Origin of the sequence: Vibrio sp. 10N.261.52.C2 (genome assembly GCF_041471425.1) — a bacterium.
Classification (GTDB): Bacteria; Pseudomonadota; Gammaproteobacteria; order Enterobacterales; family Vibrionaceae; genus Vibrio; species Vibrio crassostreae_C.
The window spans coordinates 42,267-62,936 of record NZ_JBFROH010000036.1; the positions used below are offsets into that span (position 1 = coordinate 42,267).

At 42.6% G+C, this 20,670-nt stretch carries 14 protein-coding genes; 11 read left to right on the plus strand and 3 right to left on the minus strand.

Annotated features, from left to right (window positions below):
- The first annotated feature begins 44 nt into the window (after positions 1-44).
- The 3 genes from gltS (at position 45) to AB4307_RS14825 (ending at position 3,917) form a co-directional block, all read left to right on the plus strand.
- Positions 45-1,259: a sodium/glutamate symporter gene (gene gltS, locus AB4307_RS14815; RefSeq protein ID WP_017062061.1), complete on the plus strand. Its 1,215-nt coding sequence runs from the start codon at positions 45-47 to the stop codon at positions 1,257-1,259.
- 251 nt (positions 1,260-1,510) lie between these two features.
- The gene (locus AB4307_RS14820) at positions 1,511-2,437 is read left to right on the plus strand and encodes a LysR family transcriptional regulator (RefSeq protein WP_136973584.1); all 927 of its coding nucleotides are present in this window, start codon (positions 1,511-1,513) and stop codon (positions 2,435-2,437) included.
- Between the two features lie 226 nt (positions 2,438-2,663).
- Positions 2,664-3,917 (plus strand): D-amino acid dehydrogenase, encoded by a 1,254-nt coding sequence (locus AB4307_RS14825; protein ID WP_372073325.1) that lies wholly within the window; start codon positions 2,664-2,666, stop codon positions 3,915-3,917.
- Positions 3,918-4,034: 117 nt separating this feature from the next.
- Here AB4307_RS14825 and AB4307_RS14830 read toward each other — a convergent pair whose 3' ends face one another.
- Positions 4,035-4,814 (minus strand): ABC transporter substrate-binding protein, encoded by a 780-nt coding sequence (locus AB4307_RS14830; RefSeq protein ID WP_372132254.1) that lies wholly within the window; start codon positions 4,812-4,814, stop codon positions 4,035-4,037.
- A gap of 499 nt (positions 4,815-5,313) precedes the next feature.
- On the opposite strand from AB4307_RS14830, the gene AB4307_RS14835 reads away from it, so the two are divergent.
- The 6 genes from AB4307_RS14835 to AB4307_RS14860 all read left to right on the plus strand — a co-directional run bounded on the left by AB4307_RS14835 (position 5,314) and on the right by AB4307_RS14860 (position 14,447).
- Positions 5,314-6,948, plus strand: coding sequence for an ABC transporter substrate-binding protein (locus AB4307_RS14835; protein ID WP_017071752.1), 1,635 nt, complete (start codon positions 5,314-5,316; stop codon positions 6,946-6,948).
- Positions 6,949-7,003: 55 nt separating this feature from the next.
- Positions 7,004-7,978 (plus strand): ABC transporter permease, encoded by a 975-nt coding sequence (locus tag AB4307_RS14840; RefSeq protein WP_017071753.1) that lies wholly within the window; start codon positions 7,004-7,006, stop codon positions 7,976-7,978.
- Positions 7,979-7,998: 20 nt separating this feature from the next.
- Positions 7,999-8,976, plus strand: a complete 978-nt coding sequence (locus tag AB4307_RS14845) for an ABC transporter permease (protein WP_371957688.1) — start codon at positions 7,999-8,001, stop codon at positions 8,974-8,976.
- The gene (locus AB4307_RS14850) at positions 8,976-9,929 is read left to right on the plus strand and encodes an ABC transporter ATP-binding protein (RefSeq protein WP_048659634.1); all 954 of its coding nucleotides are present in this window, start codon (positions 8,976-8,978) and stop codon (positions 9,927-9,929) included. The genes AB4307_RS14845 and AB4307_RS14850 overlap by 1 nt, the downstream gene beginning before the upstream one ends.
- A 10-nt stretch (positions 9,930-9,939) precedes the next feature.
- Positions 9,940-10,929: an ABC transporter ATP-binding protein gene (locus AB4307_RS14855; protein WP_017071889.1), complete on the plus strand. Its 990-nt coding sequence runs from the start codon at positions 9,940-9,942 to the stop codon at positions 10,927-10,929.
- Between the two features lie 74 nt (positions 10,930-11,003).
- A complete protein-coding gene (locus AB4307_RS14860; RefSeq protein ID WP_102319663.1) occupies positions 11,004-14,447 on the plus strand; it encodes a 1,3-beta-D-glucan phosphorylase, GH149 family in 3,444 nt (1,147 codons plus the stop codon).
- Positions 14,448-14,537: 90 nt separating this feature from the next.
- Here the strand turns inward: AB4307_RS14860 and AB4307_RS14865 are convergent, their stop codons facing one another.
- A complete protein-coding gene (locus tag AB4307_RS14865) occupies positions 14,538-15,533 on the minus strand; it encodes a LacI family DNA-binding transcriptional regulator (protein ID WP_372132257.1) in 996 nt (331 codons plus the stop codon).
- A 555-nt stretch (positions 15,534-16,088) separates the two neighbouring features.
- Between AB4307_RS14865 and AB4307_RS14870 the strand changes: the two genes are divergently transcribed.
- Together AB4307_RS14870 and AB4307_RS14875 are read left to right on the plus strand one after the other, a co-directional pair.
- Positions 16,089-17,687, plus strand: coding sequence for a glycoside hydrolase family 16 protein (locus tag AB4307_RS14870; RefSeq protein WP_372132260.1), 1,599 nt, complete (start codon positions 16,089-16,091; stop codon positions 17,685-17,687).
- Between the two features lie 456 nt (positions 17,688-18,143).
- Entirely contained in the window at positions 18,144-19,475 is a 1,332-nt protein-coding gene (locus AB4307_RS14875) for a carbohydrate porin (protein WP_017070688.1), read from the plus strand.
- 301 nt (positions 19,476-19,776) lie between these two features.
- On the opposite strand, the gene AB4307_RS14880 is transcribed toward AB4307_RS14875, so the two are convergent.
- Positions 19,777-20,655, minus strand: a complete 879-nt coding sequence (locus AB4307_RS14880) for a helix-turn-helix domain-containing protein (protein WP_017071401.1) — start codon at positions 20,653-20,655, stop codon at positions 19,777-19,779.
- Positions 20,656-20,670 lie beyond the last annotated feature (15 nt).

The window sequence follows — 20,670 nt, forward strand, 5'->3', positions numbered from 1 at the left end:
ACGCAATATTATGAATAATCTAACTATTAGGAACCCATAGCCTCATGACAGAAACCCTAGTTTCTCCAATGCTCTCTTTTACGATCGCGATTTCATTACTGTTTATCGGTAAAGGTTTGATCGAGCGATCTGAAGTATTAAGAAAGTATTCACTGCCAGAGCCTGTGATTGGTGGCTTTGTCTGCGCAGCGACCGTAGCGGCGCTTTACTATATTTTTGAAATCCAAATCACCTTTAGCCTAGATGTCAGAGACTTTTTGCTTCTCTACTTTTTTGCTGGCATCGGGCTCCAAGCGGATATTAAAACACTGATTAAAGGCGGGCGACCGTTGTTCATCCTACTGTGTCTTGCTGCCATTTTTATCGTGTTGCAAAACGTAGTCGGAATGGCAGTCGCTTCTGGCTTTGGAATGGATGCGAAAGCAGGCTTGCTATCTGGGTCTGTTAGCTTGATAGGCGGCGTAGGCACAACGTTAGCTTGGGCGCCAATGTTTGTGGAAGAGTTTGGTATTGCTAACGCGCTCGAACTTGGTGTCGCTTCAAACACGGTTGGTTTAATTGCAGCGTGTGTGATTGGTGGTCCGATTGCGAACTACCTGCTCAATAAACACAAAGTAAGCCCTTCTAATGAAGAAGAGGTTACGGTTGGTGCATTCCAAGAGAGTGAAACAAAAACAGAGCTTAGCCACTACGGCGTTCTGTGGGCGTGGTTGATTCTTAACTTAACACTAATGCTGGGTTACAGCTTGAGTGAAGTTATCGACTCGATGGGCCTAAAACTGCCGTTATTCGTTAGCTGTTTGATCGCAGGTATCCTAATCGGAAACGTTGGTCGCGCACTGTTTAAGAAACGTCGTACACAAGAGAAAATCGCTCAAGGCCGCAAAGGCTTAGCGATGATCTCTGATATTTGTTTAGGCATGTTCTTGACCATGGCATTGATGGGGTTGCGTATCTGGGATCTCGATGGACTGTTTGGCTATATCTCTGTTGTCATGAGTATCCAGATCTTGCTTTCCCTGTTGTTTACTGTGTTTGTCGTTTATTACTTGATGGGAAGAAACTACGATTCTGTGGTGATATGTTCAGGCTTCGGTGGTATCACTCTAGGCTCGACCGCAACAGCAATTGTGAACATGACCGCAGTAACTCATCGATATGGCGCAAGCCCACAAGCATTCATTGTGGTGCCATTAGTGTGTGGTTTCTTTGTTGATTTGATTAATGCGCTAGTGATCAGTTTCTTTGTTGGTCTGTAGCGAAGTGACCGGTTATTGACTGCTTGAGGTTTACATCGGGATAATGACCACAAAGGCGATGACGAAAGTCGTCGCCTTTGTTTTATCGACAGCAAGCTAAAACACGTATATCAGCCTTTGATGTGATGTCTTGAAGTGACTCGGTGCACAAGTTAGTAAGAGCAATTACGATCTTGATAAATTGGGATATATGTTCGCAGCAAATTTGTGAGACGCTTGATTAAGTGTCAGTTGAATTACAAGGAAGTTGAATGCACCACTTTAATATCCGTGCTCTCGAGTACTTAAACGCGTTATCAAAATACAGGTCGTTACGTAAGGCATCTAAGATGATGAACGTTGACCCTGCCGCGATGAGTCGGATGTTGACACAGTTAGAAGCGCAAGCGGAAATGAAAGTATGGGAGCGCAACAACCGCCAATCACTGTTAACCGAAGCGGGTAATGAACTGCTGAATTACTACCGTTCCATTGTTCGTGGAGAGGCCGCTGTGCTTGCTCGACTAACTAAGCTTAAAAACCTCAAGGGCGGTAATGTTAGCATCGCGATTGGAGAAGGATTTATTACTAACTTGGTCTCTAAACCGATGCAAACCTTCATGGCTCGATACCCTGATATCAATTTATCGATTGAAATTGCAGGTGCATTGGATGCCGTGAAAATGTTAGAAGATCAACAGATAGATTTCGCGATCACCTATGCGTCTGCACCTCATCCTAAACTGCATTCACACGTCGAGCGTAGTCATCCGCTCGAATTGATTGCTCCGAAGGGGCACTTCCTTACGATGAAAGATGCACCAGTGGTAATGCAAGATATTCAAGACGCTTCTCTCGCCTTGATCGATAACTCGACCGGTATGGGGAGGCTAGTAAAGCAGGCTGAACAAATTTCCCATCTTACCTTGCAGCCAAAACTTCAAACTAACTCAGTCACGGCACTGACTAACTTCGTTTCAGCAGGGTTGGGCGTCACCTTTATGCCTAAGCTCACTGTGATCGATGAAATAAAGTCAGGGCAGATTGAAGTGGTTGCGACCGAGTTGGAGATGCTATCGAAGGCGACGGTTAAGGTTCAATCTTTGAAAGGCCGTGCACTTACGCTACAAGCCGAAACCTTGTTGGATTTCTTACTCGAGAACGCCACTTTCTTAAGCCATGACGCTTATAATATCTAGGCTTAGTTGATTTACTTAGCGACTCCTACCTAAGCTTTCAAATACCGCCAATATCACACTTTCAAACTGCCGAATTCGTTTTTAAGTCGAATTGAGTTTTTGTCAACGCTCTCTCTATTGTTAAGTCAACACGTGCGGAATAAGTTACAAACCATTAACGAAACGAGTTTTACACTGACAGTTGTGTTCGGCTGGTTTTGGCTTTGTCGGGCATTAGGGGAAGAGAATGGAAGTAATTGTAATTGGCAGCGGTGTGATTGGCTTGACCAGTGCTTGGTATCTGGCGAAAGAGGGCCACTCGGTGACGGTTATCGATCGTCAAGATAGCAGTGGCAAAGAAACCAGTTTTGCGAATGCCGGGCAAATTTCTTACGGTTATTCATCACCATGGGCGGCACCGGGCATCCCTTTGAAAGCGATGAAATGGCTTACCCAAGAACATGCGCCACTTAAAGTGAAGCCTTCTCTTTCTCCAGAGTTAATGTCTTGGGCGACTAAGATGCTCGCCAACTGTAATGAAGCCAAGTACGCACAGAATAAATCGCGGATGTTACGAGTCGCTAACTACAGCCGAGATTGCCTGACTCATCTAAGAATCAGTGAAGATTTGGCTTATGAGGGCCGGCAGAAAGGCACCTTGCAAGTATTCAGAAGCGAAAAACAATTGGACGCTATTCAGCAGGATATGAAGCTATTAACAGAGAGTGGAATCGAACACTCGCTGTTTGATGTTGAACAGTGTCTGTCAGTGGAGTCTGGTTTAGCAGACGTTAAAGACAAGCTGGTGGGCGGCCTATATTTACCACACGATGAAACCGGTGATTGTCATCAGTTCTGTTTAACCTTGACCGAAAAAGCCAAGCAACTCGGCGTTCAGTTCGTGTTTAATACCGAAGTGGTTAGGCTCAATCATCAGAATCAAACCATTGAGAGTATTACAACGACTCAAGGCGAGTTCAAAGCGGATGCTTACGTGGTCGCTTCAGGAAGCTATTCTCGAGAACTGTTGAAGCAAGTCGATTTGTCGATCCCGGTTTATCCAGTGAAAGGCTATTCGCTAACACTGCCGATCGTGAATGCAGATAAGTCACCAACCTCGACTGTGATGGATGAAACTTACAAGGTAGCGATGACGCGATTTGATGATCGTATTCGCATTGCAGGGACGGCAGAACTTGCGGGGTTTAATTACCTTATCCCTGAAAAACGCAAAGCCACGATTGATATGGTGATTAAAGATCTTTTCCCACAAGCGGGTGACTTTTCTAAGGCTGAATACTGGACTGGGTTAAGACCAATGACGCCGGATGGTACGCCTATTATCGGTAAGACGCCTATCAAGAACCTATTTACAAATACTGGACATGGGACATTAGGTTGGACAATGGCATGTGGCTCAGGAAAGATCTTGGCAAGCGTGGTCAGTGGCTCTGCTAGTGATATAAAAACTGATGACTTGAGTATCCACCGCTATATGTAAAAGCAAGCCGTTAGTTATCTTGCCTATGGTTTGATGATATCGACATTAGGAGCATGAAGCGGATGCACCTAATGTTGTAAATCTAGGTGCATGGCTTTAAGTCTCCTCTATTTATAATCACGAGATGACTTGAGACTTAAATGATCTTAGCTCTGGCGGTAGCTCCTTATTTACGAGGTTAATAGCTTTGCGATGTTCTAATCCAATGGATCTCACTACGTCCCCGAAATGTTGGTTAAACAATAGCTCGAAATCACCACTGAGTTTGTAGTCTTGCAGTTTGTCCTCAAGTAATTGAGCCAGTTGAGCCTTGTCTGGGTGGACATAGAAGACCAGAGGAAGAGGGTAATAAAGCATAATACTTTTTTCTATGACTAACCCATCCAGGGAATAGGTATGTTCTTGGTATATGCTTTCAACTTCATTGGCTCCGAGTGACACATAATCACATTTTTTATCTGAGAGAAGTTTCAGAATCTCTGGTAACGTTCCTTGCTCTAGTACTCGATATCCATTTGCTCTAAACAGCTCAACATCAGCCCATGTCGCAGGAATTCCAGCGATAAGTGATTTCAGTTTATTGCTGTTGATATTATGGAATGTGGGTTGATCTTGTTCCCTAATTATCAGGATACGGTGTCCTAATAAGCCTTTACAAATTGGAGAGTTGAGTTTGATTGCAGGCTTATCAGCAAATTTACGGTTTCCCGCCACCGTGACGAGTACATCATAATTCTTGCGGAATATATTTCCTTCATCCTCAGCTCTTGGAAAGTCTGTATTATCGCTGTGAACGACAATAGGTTCGTTCGGATCCCAATTCAACAAGCTATGAATTAGCTCCAACTCATAGTGCTGTCTTTTACCTGATTTATTGCCATTCCAAAAGTTAAACATAGTTGTCCTAAGGGGGAACTTACATTTTATGACTGGTATGCTGACATAGGTTTAGCGTCCAAGAAAGCGCTTTCTTTTGTTTTTGAGAGAATCATACATAGATACAGTCTATGTATGTTGAGAATCGCGACGGAAAGGCTATTTTAAAGAAAGCACATAAGTTCATTGATGGGTTAGAGGTTCGACGATTAGGAAAGACCATGGGGGTACCATTAGTGAATTTTAAATTATTGTTTTTAAATTGTTTTTCGTGTTAGTGAACAATTAATGTGACGAATGGCACTATTGTGTATTTCTATTCTCAATCTATTCTCAATTTGTGATCTATGGTTCGTTTCACCGAAATGTAAGTTGAAGAATCATTCTATCGGCTTATTATCCACCTAAAGAAAGCGGTTTCTTGATGCGAGTTGCCGATAGTGAATACGAAAACACCCCCTTTTTTAAAGTTAAAAGAAAGCGCTTTCTTTCTGGTTATTATCATTAAAAGGACAACGTGATGCACAAAAAGACATTGATTGCTTCGCTCGCCATTGGAGCTTTATTCGGAGCCTCTGTACAAGCAGATGAAGTTAAGCAGGGTGGCACACTAACGGTGCCAATTATCAATACTGGCTTTGTTGAAAACTTTAACCCTTATACAACTAAAGACTTGCTGCATGGGGTAATGTTTGAGCCATTGGTCGTATTCAACAACATGACAGGTGATGTTGATTATCGCCTGGCTGAGTCGGTTGAGTATTCAACTGACCTGAAAACATTGACGCTTAAGTTACGAGAGAATTTGAAGTGGTCTGATGGTTCAAAGTTAACTGCAGACGACGTTGTTTTTAGCTTTATGTTGACTAAAGAGGCACCAGCTTTTGACCAGAAAGGTATTTGGTCTTCAGGTAATTTAAAAGAAATCAAATCTATTGACGCGCGAACCGTCGTGTTTGAGCTGACGGAAGCGGATTCTACATTTGCTTGGAACTTAGAGCGTTACCATATTGTACCAAAGCATATTTGGTCGAAAGTTGAAGAGCTGACAACGTTTACCAACCTTAACCCGGTAGGTAGTGGCCCAATGACGACGGTTAAATACATTAAACCGCAACAGATGGAGCTGTGCCGAAACCCAAATTACTATTTAGAAAATAGACCTTATTTAGATTGCATCAACTTCCGTTCTTACAATGACAACTCTCAGATCCAACCTGCCTTAATCAAAGGTGAGATTGATTGGGGTTCAAATTTTATTGCTGACGTTGAGTCAACATTTGTCGATATGGATAAAGAAAATAACCATTTTTGGTATCCAGCGAATGATGCTATCCACCTTTACGTAAATACCAAAGAAGCGCCATTTGATGACCTAAGAGTACGACAAGCACTTTCTATGGCTCTTGATCGTGAAACCATCGTTGATATTGCTGCTTACGGTTATCCGACCGCAAACTTCAATGCTGGTGGCATCGGTGAGCTATACGAAACGCACATTGATAAAAATGTATCTAAGAAATATGGTTATCTAACTAAGTACGATGTTGAAAGAGCAAACGCTTTACTTGATGAAGCGGGCTTAGTTGACAAAAACGGTGATGGATTCCGCGACAAAGCAAACGGGGAAACGGTTGAGTTTGATATCGAGGTTGTAAACGGTTGGACCGACTGGATCCAAGTGGTTCAGATGGTATCTGAATACTTTGAAGAAGTGGGTGTGAAAGCAAACGTTAAGACTGTGGATTGGGCGGTATATGACAGCAATTTGAAAGAAAGCAAATATACCATGTCAATTAACTGGTCAATGGTCGCGACAAATCCAATCTTGGCGTACCAAGAGTACTTCTCAACGTCTCGAATCGGAAAAACTTGGCATGCTGGTCACGGTGTTAATTCACCAGAAATCGACGCATTGATCGACAGCTTCGGCAAAATTGGTGATGCAGAGCAGCAAGAGAAAGTGTTGAGTGAACTTCAGGAATTTACGGCTGAAAACCTTCCCTTTATCCCTCTATTTTCTAACCCAACTTGGTTCCAATACAGTACTAAACATATTGTTGGTTGGCCAAGTGAAAAAGACCCATACGTACAGCCAGTATGGTACGACGGTGGTAAGAGAGTAATAATTCTCAACAATCTACACCTTAAGTAAGTTATTTTTGAGAGGGCTACAGCTTAGGTTGTAGCCCCTAGGTTAAAAGATTTTTATGTCGTTTTTAATTCGCCGATTTGGCTTCTATTTTACCGCTTTCTTAATCGCTATCTCGTTTAATTTCATGTTGCCTCGCCTAATGCCAGGAGATCCTGTTGATGCTCTTTTCGCTGCAGCTCAAGGTCGAATGGATCCTGCTCAAATGGATGCTGTTCGTGAAATGTACGGTTTTGTTGATGGCAATGTTTTCGAACAATACTTCGCGTATATGAAAAGCGTATTCACTCTTGATCTGGGACCTTCAGTGCTTATGTTTCCTGTAAGTGTTTCAGATGTCCTTGCTATGGCACTGCCGTGGACTATGTTCCTAGCGCTTGGTTCGCTGATTGTTGCTCTTATCATTGGTGTCAGTATTGGTACGTATGCATCGTATCGACGTGAAGGGCTATTTGGACAAATTGTTCCGCCAGTTTTGGCATTTATTAGTAACTTCCCGTACATCGTGACCGCGTTACTGTTGTTCTATTTCTTCGGTTTAAAACTCGAACTATTACCTTTGGCATACACTTATGACCCATCGCTAGAGCCAGGTTTTACATGGGAGTTTATTTCTAGTGTGGCTAAACACGCTGTGTTGCCTATGGGCTCTATGGTCCTGGTTGGGATCGCAACATGGGTCTTCAATATGCGTAATGCGATGATCAATGTGTTGGGTGAAGATTACGTAACGATGGCTGAGGCCAAAGGCTTGAGTAGTTATCGTGTTATGTCTCGCTATGCTGGTCGAAATGCCATCCTTCCTGTTGCGACCGCTATTGCAATGGCAATCGGATTCTCATTCGCAGGCTCAATCATGACCGAAGTGGTTTTTAACTACCAAGGCTTGGGGAACATCCTTCTTAAAGGCATAGTTGCTCGTGATTACCCACTTATCCAAGCCATTCTTCTTATCTTGGTGACAGCGGTACTGACCGCTAACTTTATTGCCGACCTTCTATATGTCTGGCTTGACCCTAGAATCTCGAACTGAGGCGTATGATGGATAATTTAATGGATACTCAAAAAACCGCTAACCAGCCGAATATGCCAGTACGTGAGCCAAAATGGTCGTGGAAAAACGTAAAGAAAACTCTCGGTAAAGCTTACGCATTTTTCTACGGTAACCCTCCAGCCATTGTAGGTACTTTTTTACTTACGATTGTCTTAGCTGGGGCGTTATTTGCGCCTGTATTATCGACTCATAATCCAGAAAAGCGCGTAGCACGTCCACATATTGCACCAAGTTCTGAGCATATTATGGGCACTACTCGTAGCGGGCGTGATGTATATAGCCAGGTTCTATTTGGAGCAAGAAAGTCGCTTACTGTTGCGATCTCTGCGGGCGTAATCGCGATGACAATAGCAGTGCTCGTCGGGGTTTCATCTGGTTACTTTGGTGGAAAAGTCGATGAACGCTTGAACTTCGTTACTAACGTATTTCTTGTGTTTCCACAGTTGCCCTTGCTGATTGTTCTCGCCGCATTCTTAGGGCAGGTCGGTTCGCTGGTTATTACCGTGTTGTTAGGAATAACCTCCTGGCCTTGGGGAGCTAGGGTGATTCGTGCACAGACCATGGCAATTAGAAGCAAAGAATTCATCATTTCTGCAGAAGTTATGGGTGAATCAAAAATCCGCATTATTTTAGTAGAGATCTTACCAAACTTAGTTTCGATTGTTTTTGGCGGGTTCCTAGGCACGGTTATCTACGCAATGGGCTCTGAAGCTGGTCTAGGTATTTTAGGTTTAGGTGATGCAACAGAAGTGAGTTGGGGCTCTATGCTGTATTGGGCACAGACCTCTTCATCGTTATATACCGGAGCGTGGTGGGAAATGCTGGTTCCTGCATTGGCGTTAGCGATTACTGGTGGTGGACTCGCATTGATTAACATGTCAATTGACCAAGTGAGCAACCCTAAATTACGTACGGGCCCACACATCAAACTGTGGCACAAACTTAAAAAAGAAGCAGATAAACGCCGAGGCCTATAATGAGCAATCTATTAGAAATTAATAACCTGTGTGTTGATTACGTTTCTCCTAATGGCGTAGCAAGAGCCGTTAATGACGTTAGTATTTCCATTGCGCCCGGTGAAACGCTCGGTATTGCCGGTGAGTCTGGTTGCGGTAAAAGTACATTGGCTTTTGCTATATCACGCCTACACAAAGCACCAGCGCTTATCTCTGAGGGTGAAATACTCTACAAAGGGCAGGATGTTTTAAAGATGAATAACAAGCAGTTACGTGACTTCCGTTGGAATGACGTTTCTATTGTTTTTCAAAGCGCAATGAACTCACTTAACCCTGTCATTACCATCGGTGAGCAGCTAACGGACGTTATTCTAGCGCACAGAAAAATACCTTATAAACAGGCTCACGATCGTGCGGTCGAGCTGTTAGGAACGGTTGGGATTCATGGCGACAGAATGTCGAGCTTTCCCCATCAACTGAGTGGAGGTATGCGTCAGCGAGTTGTTATTGCGATTGCTTTGGCGCTGGAACCTAAACTGATCATCATGGACGAGCCAACAACGGCACTTGATGTAGTGGTTGAACGTGAAATCTTGAATGAACTGTATGAGCTTAAGAGTAAGTTTGGCTTCTCTATTCTGTTTATTAGTCACGACTTAAGCCTCATGGGCGAAATTGCTGATCGAATTGGCGTGATGTATGCGGGTAACCTTATTGAATTAGGTGATGCGAAAACGGTATTTAGTGAACCTAAGCATCCTTATACAAAAGGGCTTATCTCTTCATTCCCGACTATTCATGGGCCAAAAGAACGTCTCTACGGGATCCCTGGGAATCCTGTCAACCTTTTGGATACACCTCAAGGATGTAACTTCCAAGAGCGATGTGGCGAATGCATTTCAATGTGCATTAAAAGTGAGCCTCGTTTGGGCGCTATTGCGACTGGGCATCACGTATCTTGTCACCTAGTTTGAGCGAAAGATTATGAATACTTTAAAGAACGTTGATAAAAGCGAAGTTATCTTATCAGTTAAGAATTTGGTAAAAGATTTCCCACTTGGCCAGTCAGTCAAAAGCAATATGATGCGAGCCGTAAATGATGTTTCATTTGATCTTCGTAAAGGAGAAGCATTAGCGATTGTTGGCGAATCTGGCTCAGGGAAAAGCACAGGAGCTCGAATTCTTACCCGAATTTACGATAAGACGGCTGGAGATATCGAATTCAAAGGTGAGCCTCTGTCTGATTATATTGAAAAATATGGTGAGCTTGAATATGCACGCCAAGTGCAAATGATTTTTCAAGACCCGTTTGGCTCGTTGAATCCTGTACATACGATTTACCACCATATTGCGCGACCATTACTTATCCATAAACGAGCAGAAAAAGAAGCGATTCCGAACCTCGTTTATGAATTGCTTGAAATGGTTGGGCTTACACCAGTTAAAGAGACCGCAGAGAAGTACCCCCATGAACTAAGTGGTGGACAACGACAGCGTGTCGCAATTGCACGCGCAATTGCTGTTAGCCCTGAAGTTATCCTAGCTGATGAACCTATCTCTATGCTTGATGTGTCTGTGCGGTTAGGAATCTTAAACCTAATGGCTGACTTGAAGGATAAGCATGGTATTTCGTTCATGTACATCACTCATGACATTGCGACAGCGCGTTATTTTGCTGAGAAAACGGCGGTGATGTATGTAGGACATATGGTCGAATGGGGCAATAGCGACAACGTCACTCAGAACCCACAACATCCGTATTCTCAGTTGTTGTTGTCAGCAGTGCCAGAAGTCGGTAAATCGGGCAAGCGTGACATGAACGTGAAAAAAGGCGATATCCCTTCTTGGAAGCCAAGTAGCGTAGGTTGCCCGTTCGCAAGCCGTTGTATGAAAGCCGATAAACTTTGCACGCAATCAATACCAGAACCGACTCAAATTGCAGAAGAGCATTTTGCTCGTTGTCATCATTTGTAAACTTTAAATCCTTTTTGAAACGCAAAAGAAAGCGCTTTCAAAGTTTAAGTGTAAGAATTTTTTGGAATTTTGATATGAAACAAGACTACAACTCAACACCAGAGGTCGATGGCAAGTTCGTTGATTTAGATGGTGAGCGTTACTACCAAATCTCTAATGTTGACCAAATGACGCCATTCTTTATTAGCGTTGTATCGTCGAGCGATCACTGGTTATTTATTTCATCAACAGGCAGCCTTTCAGCTGGACGCATTCGTCCGGAAAATGCGCTTTTTCCTTACAAGTCTGTTGACCATATTCATGAAAATGCGGAAAACACCGGCTCAAAATCCATCTTCCGTATTGAACATGGCGACAAGGTTGTACTTTGGGAACCGTTTAATACATTCCATGATGGTATTTTTGATGTTGAACGCAATCTTTATAAAAATACGATTGGAGACAAGATTGTATTTGAAGAGATAAACCATACTTTGCAACTACAGTTCCAATACAGCTGGAATACGAGTGAAAAATACGGCTTTATTCGTCGTTCAAAACTGACCAACCTCGCGAGCTTTGAGCGTAAAGTCGAAGCACTAGATGGCTTACAAAATATACTTCCTTCAGGCGCTCCGTTATCAGCTCTTCAAACAAGAAGTGCATTAGTTGATGCGTACAAGTGGAATGAACAAGTTGATGGTAGTTCATTAGCTCTGTTCAGCATGTACGCGAAATTGAGCGATAGAGCCGACCCTGCTGAATCTTTGCTAGCGACGACAGTCTTCAGCTTAGAAACGGAAAGCAGCCAAATTTTATTGACGAGTGCTCAAGTTAATGCGTTCAGAAAAGGTCGAGCGGTTAAAAGTGAACCTTTAACGAAAGGGGTTAGAGGGAGCTATTTAGTTCATAAGTCTCTGACGCTGCGAGCACATCAAACCAAAGTTTGGTCGATTGTCGCTGATATAGACAAGACTCATTCCGATATCTGTCAGCTTCAATCTGAGCTCTCTGTTCCTGCTAACCTAGCACTAGCTTTAGAAAAGAGCGTTGCAGATAATCAAGATGAATTGATCACATTAATGTCTGGCGCGGATGCGTGGCAAATAACAGCTGAAGAAAATACCAGCGTTCACCATTATGCCAATGTGTTGTTCAATAACATGCGTGGTGGCGTGTTTGAAAACGGCTATATGTTAGAAAAGGTTGACGTAGTTAAAACTATGGAAAAGGCCAACTCTCAGGTAGCTGGCCGCCATCAAGACTTTTTTGATCAGTTAGGGGATGTTTTCAGCCATTCTGAATTAGTTTCGCGCGCTAAAGCGACAGGGGATTCTCAATTAGTTCGATTGAGCTACGAGTATCTACCGCTTACTTTTGGACGTCGTCATGGTGACCCTAGTCGCCCTTGGAACCACTATGAGATTAAGCTTAAAGATGAAAATGGCGAACGCTTACTTTCTTATCAAGGCAACTGGCGTGATATTTTCCAAAACTGGGAAGCGATGGCTCTTAGTTATCCAGGGTTCATCAAATCATTCATCTCTAAGTTTGTTAATGCTTCAACGGTGGATGGTTACAATCCGTATCGAATTACTAAAGATGGTGTAGATTGGGAGCTGTTAGAGGCGGATGATCCTTGGAGTAACATTGGTTACTGGGGCGATCATCAAATCATTTATCTATTAAAATTCCTTGAGTTAGCAGACAAATTTGAGCAAAGCGATCTTATCGAATTACTAGAGAGTGACATTTTTAGTTATGCCAACGTGCCTTACGAGCTTTGTGGAGTTCAAGGCCTCTTTGATAACCCTAAAGATACCGTAGAGTTCAACCAAGACTTGCAGGAATTGACAGAGCAACGTGTAAAGAGCTTAGGCAGTGACGGTCGCTTGTTGATGACGGGTGACCAAGAAGTTTATATGGTCAACTTAATGGAGAAGATACTCGTCCCTTTATTGGCGAAATTGAGTAACTTAGTGCTTGATGGTGGTATTTGGCTCAATACACAACGTCCAGAATGGAATGATGCAAACAACGCTATCGTTGGCAACGGCCTCTCAATGGTAACCTTGTACTACATGCGTCGCTATGTTGCCTTTATGCAGCGCCTGTTAGAGAAGTCACCATCGTCATACAGTATTTCCAAAGAAGTGTTTGAGTGGATGTCTTCTGTTACACAGATCGTTTCAGAGGCAAATACAGAGATTCGTCAAGATACGGTCACTCGTCAAACGCGTAAAGCAATGCTGACTAAGCTGGCTAAATCCGCTGCTAATTATCGTGAGCGCGTGTACCGAGTAAATGGATTCTCAGGGAAAACGAAAGTTGAGAAAGAAGCGATTGTTCAATTGATGGGCGCGAGCTTAAAAGTCCTAGATTCTACGATTGCAAACAACTTGCGTGAAGACGGTTTGTACAATGCGTATAACATCTTGAGTTGTTCTGGTGAGAGCTTAATGGTTGAAGAGCTTTACCCTATGCTAGAAGGGCAAGTTGCAGTATTGAGCTCGGGTCTATTATCATCTAAACAAGCGGTTGAGTTGTTGGATAAATTGTTTGCCAGTGACATGTATCGTGCTGATCAAAATAGCTTCATGCTTTACCCTGACCGTGAGCTGGCTTCTTTTATGGACAAAAACTGTTTAGACGCTAAAGACATTGACCAGAGCAAATTGTTAAGCATGATGGTTGTTGCCAAAGATAACCGATTAGTAAACCAAGACAGCAAAGGTTCTTACCACTTCAATTCAAGCTTTGAAAACAAAGGTTTCCTTCAGGCTGCGATTGATGAAATTAAAGCCGATTACCCGTCAATTAGTGATGATGAATTTTGTCATGTATCTAGTTTGTATGAGCGTGTATTCAACCATAAAGCCTTTACTGGGCGTTCGGGAACCATGTTTGGTTATGAAGGTTTAGGTTGTATCTATTGGCATATGGTTTCTAAGTTGCTGCTAGCTGTGCAAGAAAACTATCAGCATGCTTGGAGTATGGACTCTAATAGCCAGGAAACTCTTAAATTAGCGGATTACTATTACAAAGTGAGAGCTGGTATTGGTTTCAACAAAACGCCGGAAAACTACGGTGCGTTTCCGACGGATCCGTATTCTCATACGCCAAAGCACTCTGGAGCACAGCAGCCAGGGATGACAGGGCAAGTTAAGGAAGAAGTGATTACTCGTTTTGGAGAGCTAGGTCTAGAGGTCGTTGATGGCACAATTGTAATTAACCCTTCACTTCTTAGTCCTAAAGAGTTCTTACAAAAAGCGGCGACTTTTGACTGCCAAAATATTGAAGGACAAATGCAGAGCTTTATTGTTCAGGCTGGGCAACTGGCTTTTACTTACTGTCAGGTACCGTTTATTTACCAACTCAATGATGAGCCAACACAGGGTATTGAAGTTCAGTTTAAAGACGGAACAAGTGAGGCATTTGCATCGTTAACGCTAAACCATGAAATGGCTTCACAGCTCTTTTCTCGTAGTGGTCTTATTGAGAAAGTCGTTGTCGTGTTGTCAAAGCACCAGTTACTCTAATTCTAATTTAAAGTGAAATAAAAAGGCTCTAAGTGAATACTTAGAGCCTTTCTTTTAAGTGTAAAAAATGGGGTGCTTGATATACAAAAATCAAAGCTTAGCCACGGACTCTCTTACAATCAATGTCGGGGTTAGTTTGTGCTTCAATGGGTAGTCGCGTTTATTAATTAACGATAAAACACCTTTTGCAGCTTCTTCTCCCATCTCATGAACTGGAAAGTCGACCGTCGATAAGCGAGGACGAATATGCTGGCTATGAGTATCGTTATCGAAGCCTACGACTGAAAGGTCTCGCCCAATAATGAGGTTTCGCTCTGCTGCTACGTCATATACAGCAAGCGCGATGTTGTCATTTTGACAGAAAATCGCGGTGATCTCAGGGTCTCGGTCTAACAAGCGTCGCGCAGTTTCGTGGTTGCCTTGATGATCAAAGCGTCCCTCTACAAACAGCCCTGCGTCGTATTCGATACCGAACTCTAACAAGGCATTTCGATATCCTTGAAAGCGATCTCTACTATCAACTTTACTCAACTGGCCTGTGATACAAGCGACTTTTTTATGCCCATTTTCAAGTAAGTGCTTCGTTGCAAGGTAGCCACCAAGCTCATTATCAATGTAAATACAGCGATCAGAAATCTCAGGAATAAAACGGTTGAGAACAATCATTGTTTCACTGTCTTTCGCGATTTTGATCAGTTCGTCATCACTGAGCTTGTCTGAGTGAACAATGAGGCCATCCACAAGTTTAGATTGCAAAAACTGGATAGAATCGAGCTCTTTGGTTCGTGATTCCTGGCCACTTGTAACGATTAAGTGAATATTATTTTGGCGAACGGTATCTTCGGCTGTATGCATTAATGGTCCATAGAAAGGCCCATCAAGCGAACCAACTAGCATGCCAATGCTATTTGAACGACTGGAGGCTAGAGCTTGTGCAAACGCATTAGGCTTGTAGCCCAGTTGCTCAATAGCTTTGAATACTTTTTCGCGATTGGCTTCCTTTACCGTAGGGTGACCATTTAATGCTCGTGAGACGGTTGATTGAGAAACTTGAGCAAGTTCAGATACTTCTTTAATGGTGATCAATGGTAGTGGCCTTATCTCTACAAGGAGTGAACTAAGCTATATTACCTTCGTGATCAATAAGAGCCTAGTAATCCAATGATTAATATTTAAAAACTCTGAACTGCTTAACGCTAAATTTGAAGGTCAAGCATACAAAGTAAGGTAACGAATATTTTCATATACTCGATTAAATATCAAGCAAGCGCTTTCTTTGTTGTTGTAGTGAAAGTGAATCTGTTTTTCTGATCTTAGTTATGAACTAGATAAAATAGAAGTCTGAGAATAAAGGGCTACTAGGGCGTTATCGCAGATAATCGGGTTATGAAAATTCTTGGGAATCTATATAAACCGCAATGAACTTTAGCAAAATGTGAAACCCAACAAGAAAGCGCTTTCTTAAAGTGAGCGTTGTCTCTTTTTTGAACTATGCACTTTTATATACTCATTTTGAAAAAGTCGTGCATGGCATATTCATATTAGATCCATGCTCGCGGAGTTATTCACTAATCGACTTTCTTTTATGGGTGCCGACATTACGTGTCGCCTGCATTGAAAGTCGTGATACAAGGAGTTGTAATGCAACATCTAACCAATCAGGTAAAGATATTAACGTCTTTTATTTCTGCCGCTTTGATGTCTGGCTGCACGGCGATAGAGCTGCCGGTATCCGAAAGTCCGGACTTAGCTCAAACTGAAAAACCGATCGTGCTATCCCATGCTCCAGTTACTTTAAGTCCAGACTGGCTATTGGTATGGGAAGACCAGTTTGAAGGCGAGCAAATAAATAAACGTAATTGGTCATTAGAAGTGAACTGTTGGGGGGGCGGGAACAATGAACAACAGTGCTACACGGATGATCCCAATAACGCATTTGTTAAAGATGGCTTTTTACACATTGTCGCGCTGAAGCAAAGTCATACTGGGCCTGACAATGCTGAAGGTACGATTGGCGGAGCAACTAAGACACTCCCTTATACTTCTGCGAGGCTTAGCACAAAAGACAAGCGTGACACCAAATATGGCCGTTATGAAATCAGAGCAAAGTTACCTGGTGGACAAGGTTCATGGCCCGCAATTTGGATGCTGCCAACCGACAATAAATATGGCACATGGGCAGCTTCTGGCGAAATCGATATTATGGAAGCGGTTAACCTAAACACACTTTCAGATGCGGCGGGAGTGAAAAATGATGATCTAGAGAGCCGAGTCTACGGGACGTTACATTACGGACGAAATTGGCCAGACAATGTTTATAAAGGGCAGGCCGCGACATTGCCAAATGGTGTGAACCCTACTGAGGGCTTCCATACATACGCGATTGAGTGGGAAGAAGGTGAAATTCGTTGGTATGTAGACAATATTCATTACGCGACTCAAACTCAAGAGGGCTGGTACAGCCAATATGAAGCGGAAGAAGGGGAACTCATTAATGCGAGTGGAGCAGCTCCGTTTGATGAAAAGTTTCATTTGTTATTGAACTTGGCTGTCGGTGGAGCGTGGTCAGCAAACGCAAATGATAAAGGCATCGACGAAGGTTTGTTTCCGAAAACAATGCTAGTTGATTCAGTAAAGGTATACCGTTGTAAGGTTGATCGTTGGAAAGGAAAAGGGTGTGCAAGTCGCTCTGAACATGCAATACAAGTAATAGGGCACGAAGCTCCAGAGATCTTAGCAACCGATGATAGTTATGCTGATGGACCAACGTTGGAGATTTTTACCGAAACTCTTAACGCAAGCTTGGCTTATGCAAGTTATGACCCATTGGATATTGTTGACTATCAAGAAGTGAGCGAACCAGATCGTGGAACAGTGCTACAAGTGAATAAGAATGAAGGATCAGGAAATATCTATTTTCGTTCTCCTGTAACGGATGTGACACATTGGCAAGAAACGGGTGAACTGGTCTTTGATTTGAAAGTTGAGAGTATGGCCGACGGGGTTGAACTACTGGTTAAGATGGACAGTGGCTGGCCGAAAACAAGTGACTATACCGTGCCGCTATCAGCAATGAATGAATGGAAGACGGTACGTATTCCAATAGCTGACATTTTAAAGAGAGACAACCGTTTTGCTGGTGGGAATCAGGCTGATCCAACAATGATCACTAACCTTTTAGTGTTTGAGCCTCAAGGAAAAATGAGTTTTAAATTAGACAATATGCGATTTGAAAAGTAAGCCTTTTAACTAAGGGGTTTGAATAAAAGTCTGAATATAAAGGGAACATACAATGTATGTTCCCTTTTTTATTTTGACGATTATTTGAGGAAGGCAATCGACGATGTATTCCGAAACAGGTTCTGAGTGATTGAACGGAGCAATTCGTCCTTAATATGTAAACAGTGACATTTTTCTTGGTTCCATGATTGTTCAAACAAAATACTTAACATCTTTATTTTTGTGACTCACGCATAAGAAAGCGCTTTCTTTGGTGGGGTTGATCACGGTTTATATTCACGAGATCGATTTATACTCTTTCCATACCAACTGAGCGGTTAGAGCCAATAAGATTAAGAGTGCATAGTGAATGTGGGCTTAGATTTGATCTTCTTTAAATCTGTTCGATTGGTTTTTTTAAGAAAAACAAAGAAAGCGCTTTCTTTTTGAAAGTATAATTTGGAACATGGAGTTATTATGAAACTTTCTAAGCTTACCCTTGCTTGTTTAGTCGCTACTGCTGGCTTGTCTACTGTACCTGCTGTACATGCCGAAAAATCGGATGGATTTGAATTTCACGGTTATTTCCGTGCTGGTGTTCTATTCAGTGAAAATGATGATTTTAAACGAGCAAAGTTCCCAGCATCTAAAGAGCGTTTAGGTCGATTGGGTGTTGAGTCGGATAGCCACTTTGAAGTTGCACTGCAGAAAAATTTTGAGAATGACGGTGGTCAGAAAATTCGAATCAAAACACGAGCAGCAGCCAACAATGCGGAATATGCAACCAACCAACTTGGTGCCAATGCCGATGCAACCAACAGCGAAATTGGTATGGCAGAAACTTTTGTCGAGTTTGAAGGTGTATCTGAAACCGGTGTTGTATGGGGTGGTAAGCGCTTTTATGGTAAAGATAATTACATCTTTATGACCGACTTTTTCTACACGGATATGTCAGGTACTGGTGTTGGTATTGAAGGTGTTGAGCTAGGTGGTAATAAGTGGGACTTTGCTTATATTGCAAGCGATGACTCTGGCGATACAAGTTTCTGGGGTGACAGCAACAACATCATGCATGCACTTCATGCTGGCGTGAACTTTGGCAGTGTTGAGCTTCACGCTATGGCTAAGTATATGCCAGACAATATGGTCGATTTAGGTTTTGGTAATGGCCCAGAAGCATTCGCTGAGAATGGCTATGAAATGACGGCAATTGTTCACACTGAGTCTGTCTTTGGGTTGTCAGATAAAGGTTTTACAAAATACATCGCGCAGGCTGGTAAAGGCTTAGGTTCAGGTAACCTTTTAGGCGGTACTCTTACGACTTACAACACGTACAAGCCTGGTAGCGACTATCAAAGTTGGTTAACGACAGGCACGGGCTGTGGTACGTCTTGTTTGAAGGCTGTTGATGAAAACGATGTATCGCTACGTGCTTTAGCATGGGGTGGGTACTTTTTTGAAAATGGTGTGAATATTTTCCACTCTCTTCAAACCCAGTACAACGATTTTGACAATGGTGACACAGACGGCTGGGTATCAGCAATGGTGCGACCAACGTTCCCAATTTCAGAAAACTTCTTTATCGCTACCGAAGCTGGTTACATGTACAACTACGAAGACCGTAATGGTGAGTCAAAGAATTCTTATGATTACAAGCTAACAGTAGCACCGACTCTAGTTGTGCACTCTGGCTTCGGTCCATCTCCAGAAATTCGCTTCATGGCATCTTACCTTGATGGTGAAATGCAAGATGGTACGGGTAAAGAGGGCGACTTTGTTGTAGGTATTCAAGCTGACATGTGGTGGTAGAATTTTTTACCTTCGGGTCTTAAGTGATATCGAGCATACCGGGGGAGTGGTATGACGGCCTTGCCTTTAGGGCGGGCAAGGTTCTCGATATCCTATTTATTGCAATAGTTGAGCTCTTTCCTAGCAGCACAAAGAGTTTCATTTTTATTGCTATGAGTCTTCCATATTTGAGTTTCGTTTCAAATGTGTTCTTGCCAAAGATACTCATCGACCGCTTCGAAAGGAGCGGTTTTTTTATGTGTGACATATCTAATCTTTTAAGGTTTAAGGTTTAAGGTTTAAGGGGGAAAGGGGGAAAGGGTTATGAGTTATGGGAAGAATGTTGCTTTCTAAATTCGCGAGGGCTGCATCCATTTTGGGCCTTAAAACATTTGGAGAAATAGTTGCTGTCAGAAAAGCCGCAAGACTCAGCAATGTGTTGGATGCTTTTGTTGTCGTTTAATAATAAGGATGCCGAGTGTCGAATTTGAAGGTCTTTGACGTATTGGTTTGGGGATGTATTTAAAAACTGCCTGAATAACCTTTCTAGTTGCCGCTTGCTGATATAGGCCGCTTGCGCAATGGTTTCTGTATCTAATCCTACTTCTTTGTAATGACGGTCAATATGTGCGAGAGCACGGCTCAATGCCAGGGTTGTTCTTGGTAAGCTATGGGTCTGTTCTTGATATCGCCGAGCAAGTTCTATCGCAAGTTGCTGCATTGTGCTCGTCAATATGATTTCAAACCCCTGTTCTGCGTTGTCGTATTCCGATTTGATTTGTTGTAGAAGTCCATTGATTCGTTTCAACTGAGAAAGTGATAACGTAAGCTTTGCTTGATATTCAGATGCTTGTCGAGCAATTGGTTCTACCTTGAAAAGCGCTTGATAACCTGGCATTTGACGCATTGAAGGGACCTCAAAAAAAGGCAATGCCGTATCAAACATCAAGTTTACAATCTTCAGTTTATTTACTTCACAAAATCCATGTTCAATATCCCCATTAATAACAAATACATCTCCTGTACTTAAAGGGTAAGTGTGGCTAGCTACCGTATGCTTTCCACTACCACTCACAACTAAGAAAAGTTCAGAAAAGTCATGGCTATGTACGTCAAAGTCGAAATCGTGATGACCATCGACATAGGCAAATTTTATCTGAGGATATCTCTGATGACTTTGGAGTCTAAACTTGGTTTTCATGTCGCTATTTTACCT

Excerpts from the sequence above, each read along its gene's own strand:
- AB4307_RS14845 (WP_371957688.1), top strand. The coding sequence starts at position 7,999 with ATGGATACTCAAAAAACCGCTAACCAGCCGAATATGCCAGTACGTGAG.
- AB4307_RS14835 (WP_017071752.1), top strand. The coding sequence starts at position 5,314 with ATGCACAAAAAGACATTGATTGCTTCGCTCGCCATTGGAGCTTTATTC.
- AB4307_RS14870 (WP_372132260.1), top strand. The coding sequence starts at position 16,089 with ATGCAACATCTAACCAATCAGGTAAAGATATTAACGTCTTTTATTTCT.
- gltS (WP_017062061.1), top strand. The coding sequence starts at position 45 with ATGACAGAAACCCTAGTTTCTCCAATGCTCTCTTTTACGATCGCGATT.
- AB4307_RS14875 (WP_017070688.1), top strand. The coding sequence starts at position 18,144 with ATGAAACTTTCTAAGCTTACCCTTGCTTGTTTAGTCGCTACTGCTGGC.
- AB4307_RS14880 (WP_017071401.1), bottom strand. The coding sequence starts at position 20,655 with ATGAAAACCAAGTTTAGACTCCAAAGTCATCAGAGATATCCTCAGATA.
- AB4307_RS14855 (WP_017071889.1), top strand. The coding sequence starts at position 9,940 with ATGAATACTTTAAAGAACGTTGATAAAAGCGAAGTTATCTTATCAGTT.
- AB4307_RS14860 (WP_102319663.1), top strand. The coding sequence starts at position 11,004 with ATGAAACAAGACTACAACTCAACACCAGAGGTCGATGGCAAGTTCGTT.
- AB4307_RS14825 (WP_372073325.1), top strand. The coding sequence starts at position 2,664 with ATGGAAGTAATTGTAATTGGCAGCGGTGTGATTGGCTTGACCAGTGCT.
- AB4307_RS14840 (WP_017071753.1), top strand. The coding sequence starts at position 7,004 with ATGTCGTTTTTAATTCGCCGATTTGGCTTCTATTTTACCGCTTTCTTA.
- AB4307_RS14820 (WP_136973584.1), top strand. The coding sequence starts at position 1,511 with ATGCACCACTTTAATATCCGTGCTCTCGAGTACTTAAACGCGTTATCA.
- AB4307_RS14850 (WP_048659634.1), top strand. The coding sequence starts at position 8,976 with ATGAGCAATCTATTAGAAATTAATAACCTGTGTGTTGATTACGTTTCT.
- AB4307_RS14830 (WP_372132254.1), bottom strand. The coding sequence starts at position 4,814 with ATGTTTAACTTTTGGAATGGCAATAAATCAGGTAAAAGACAGCACTAT.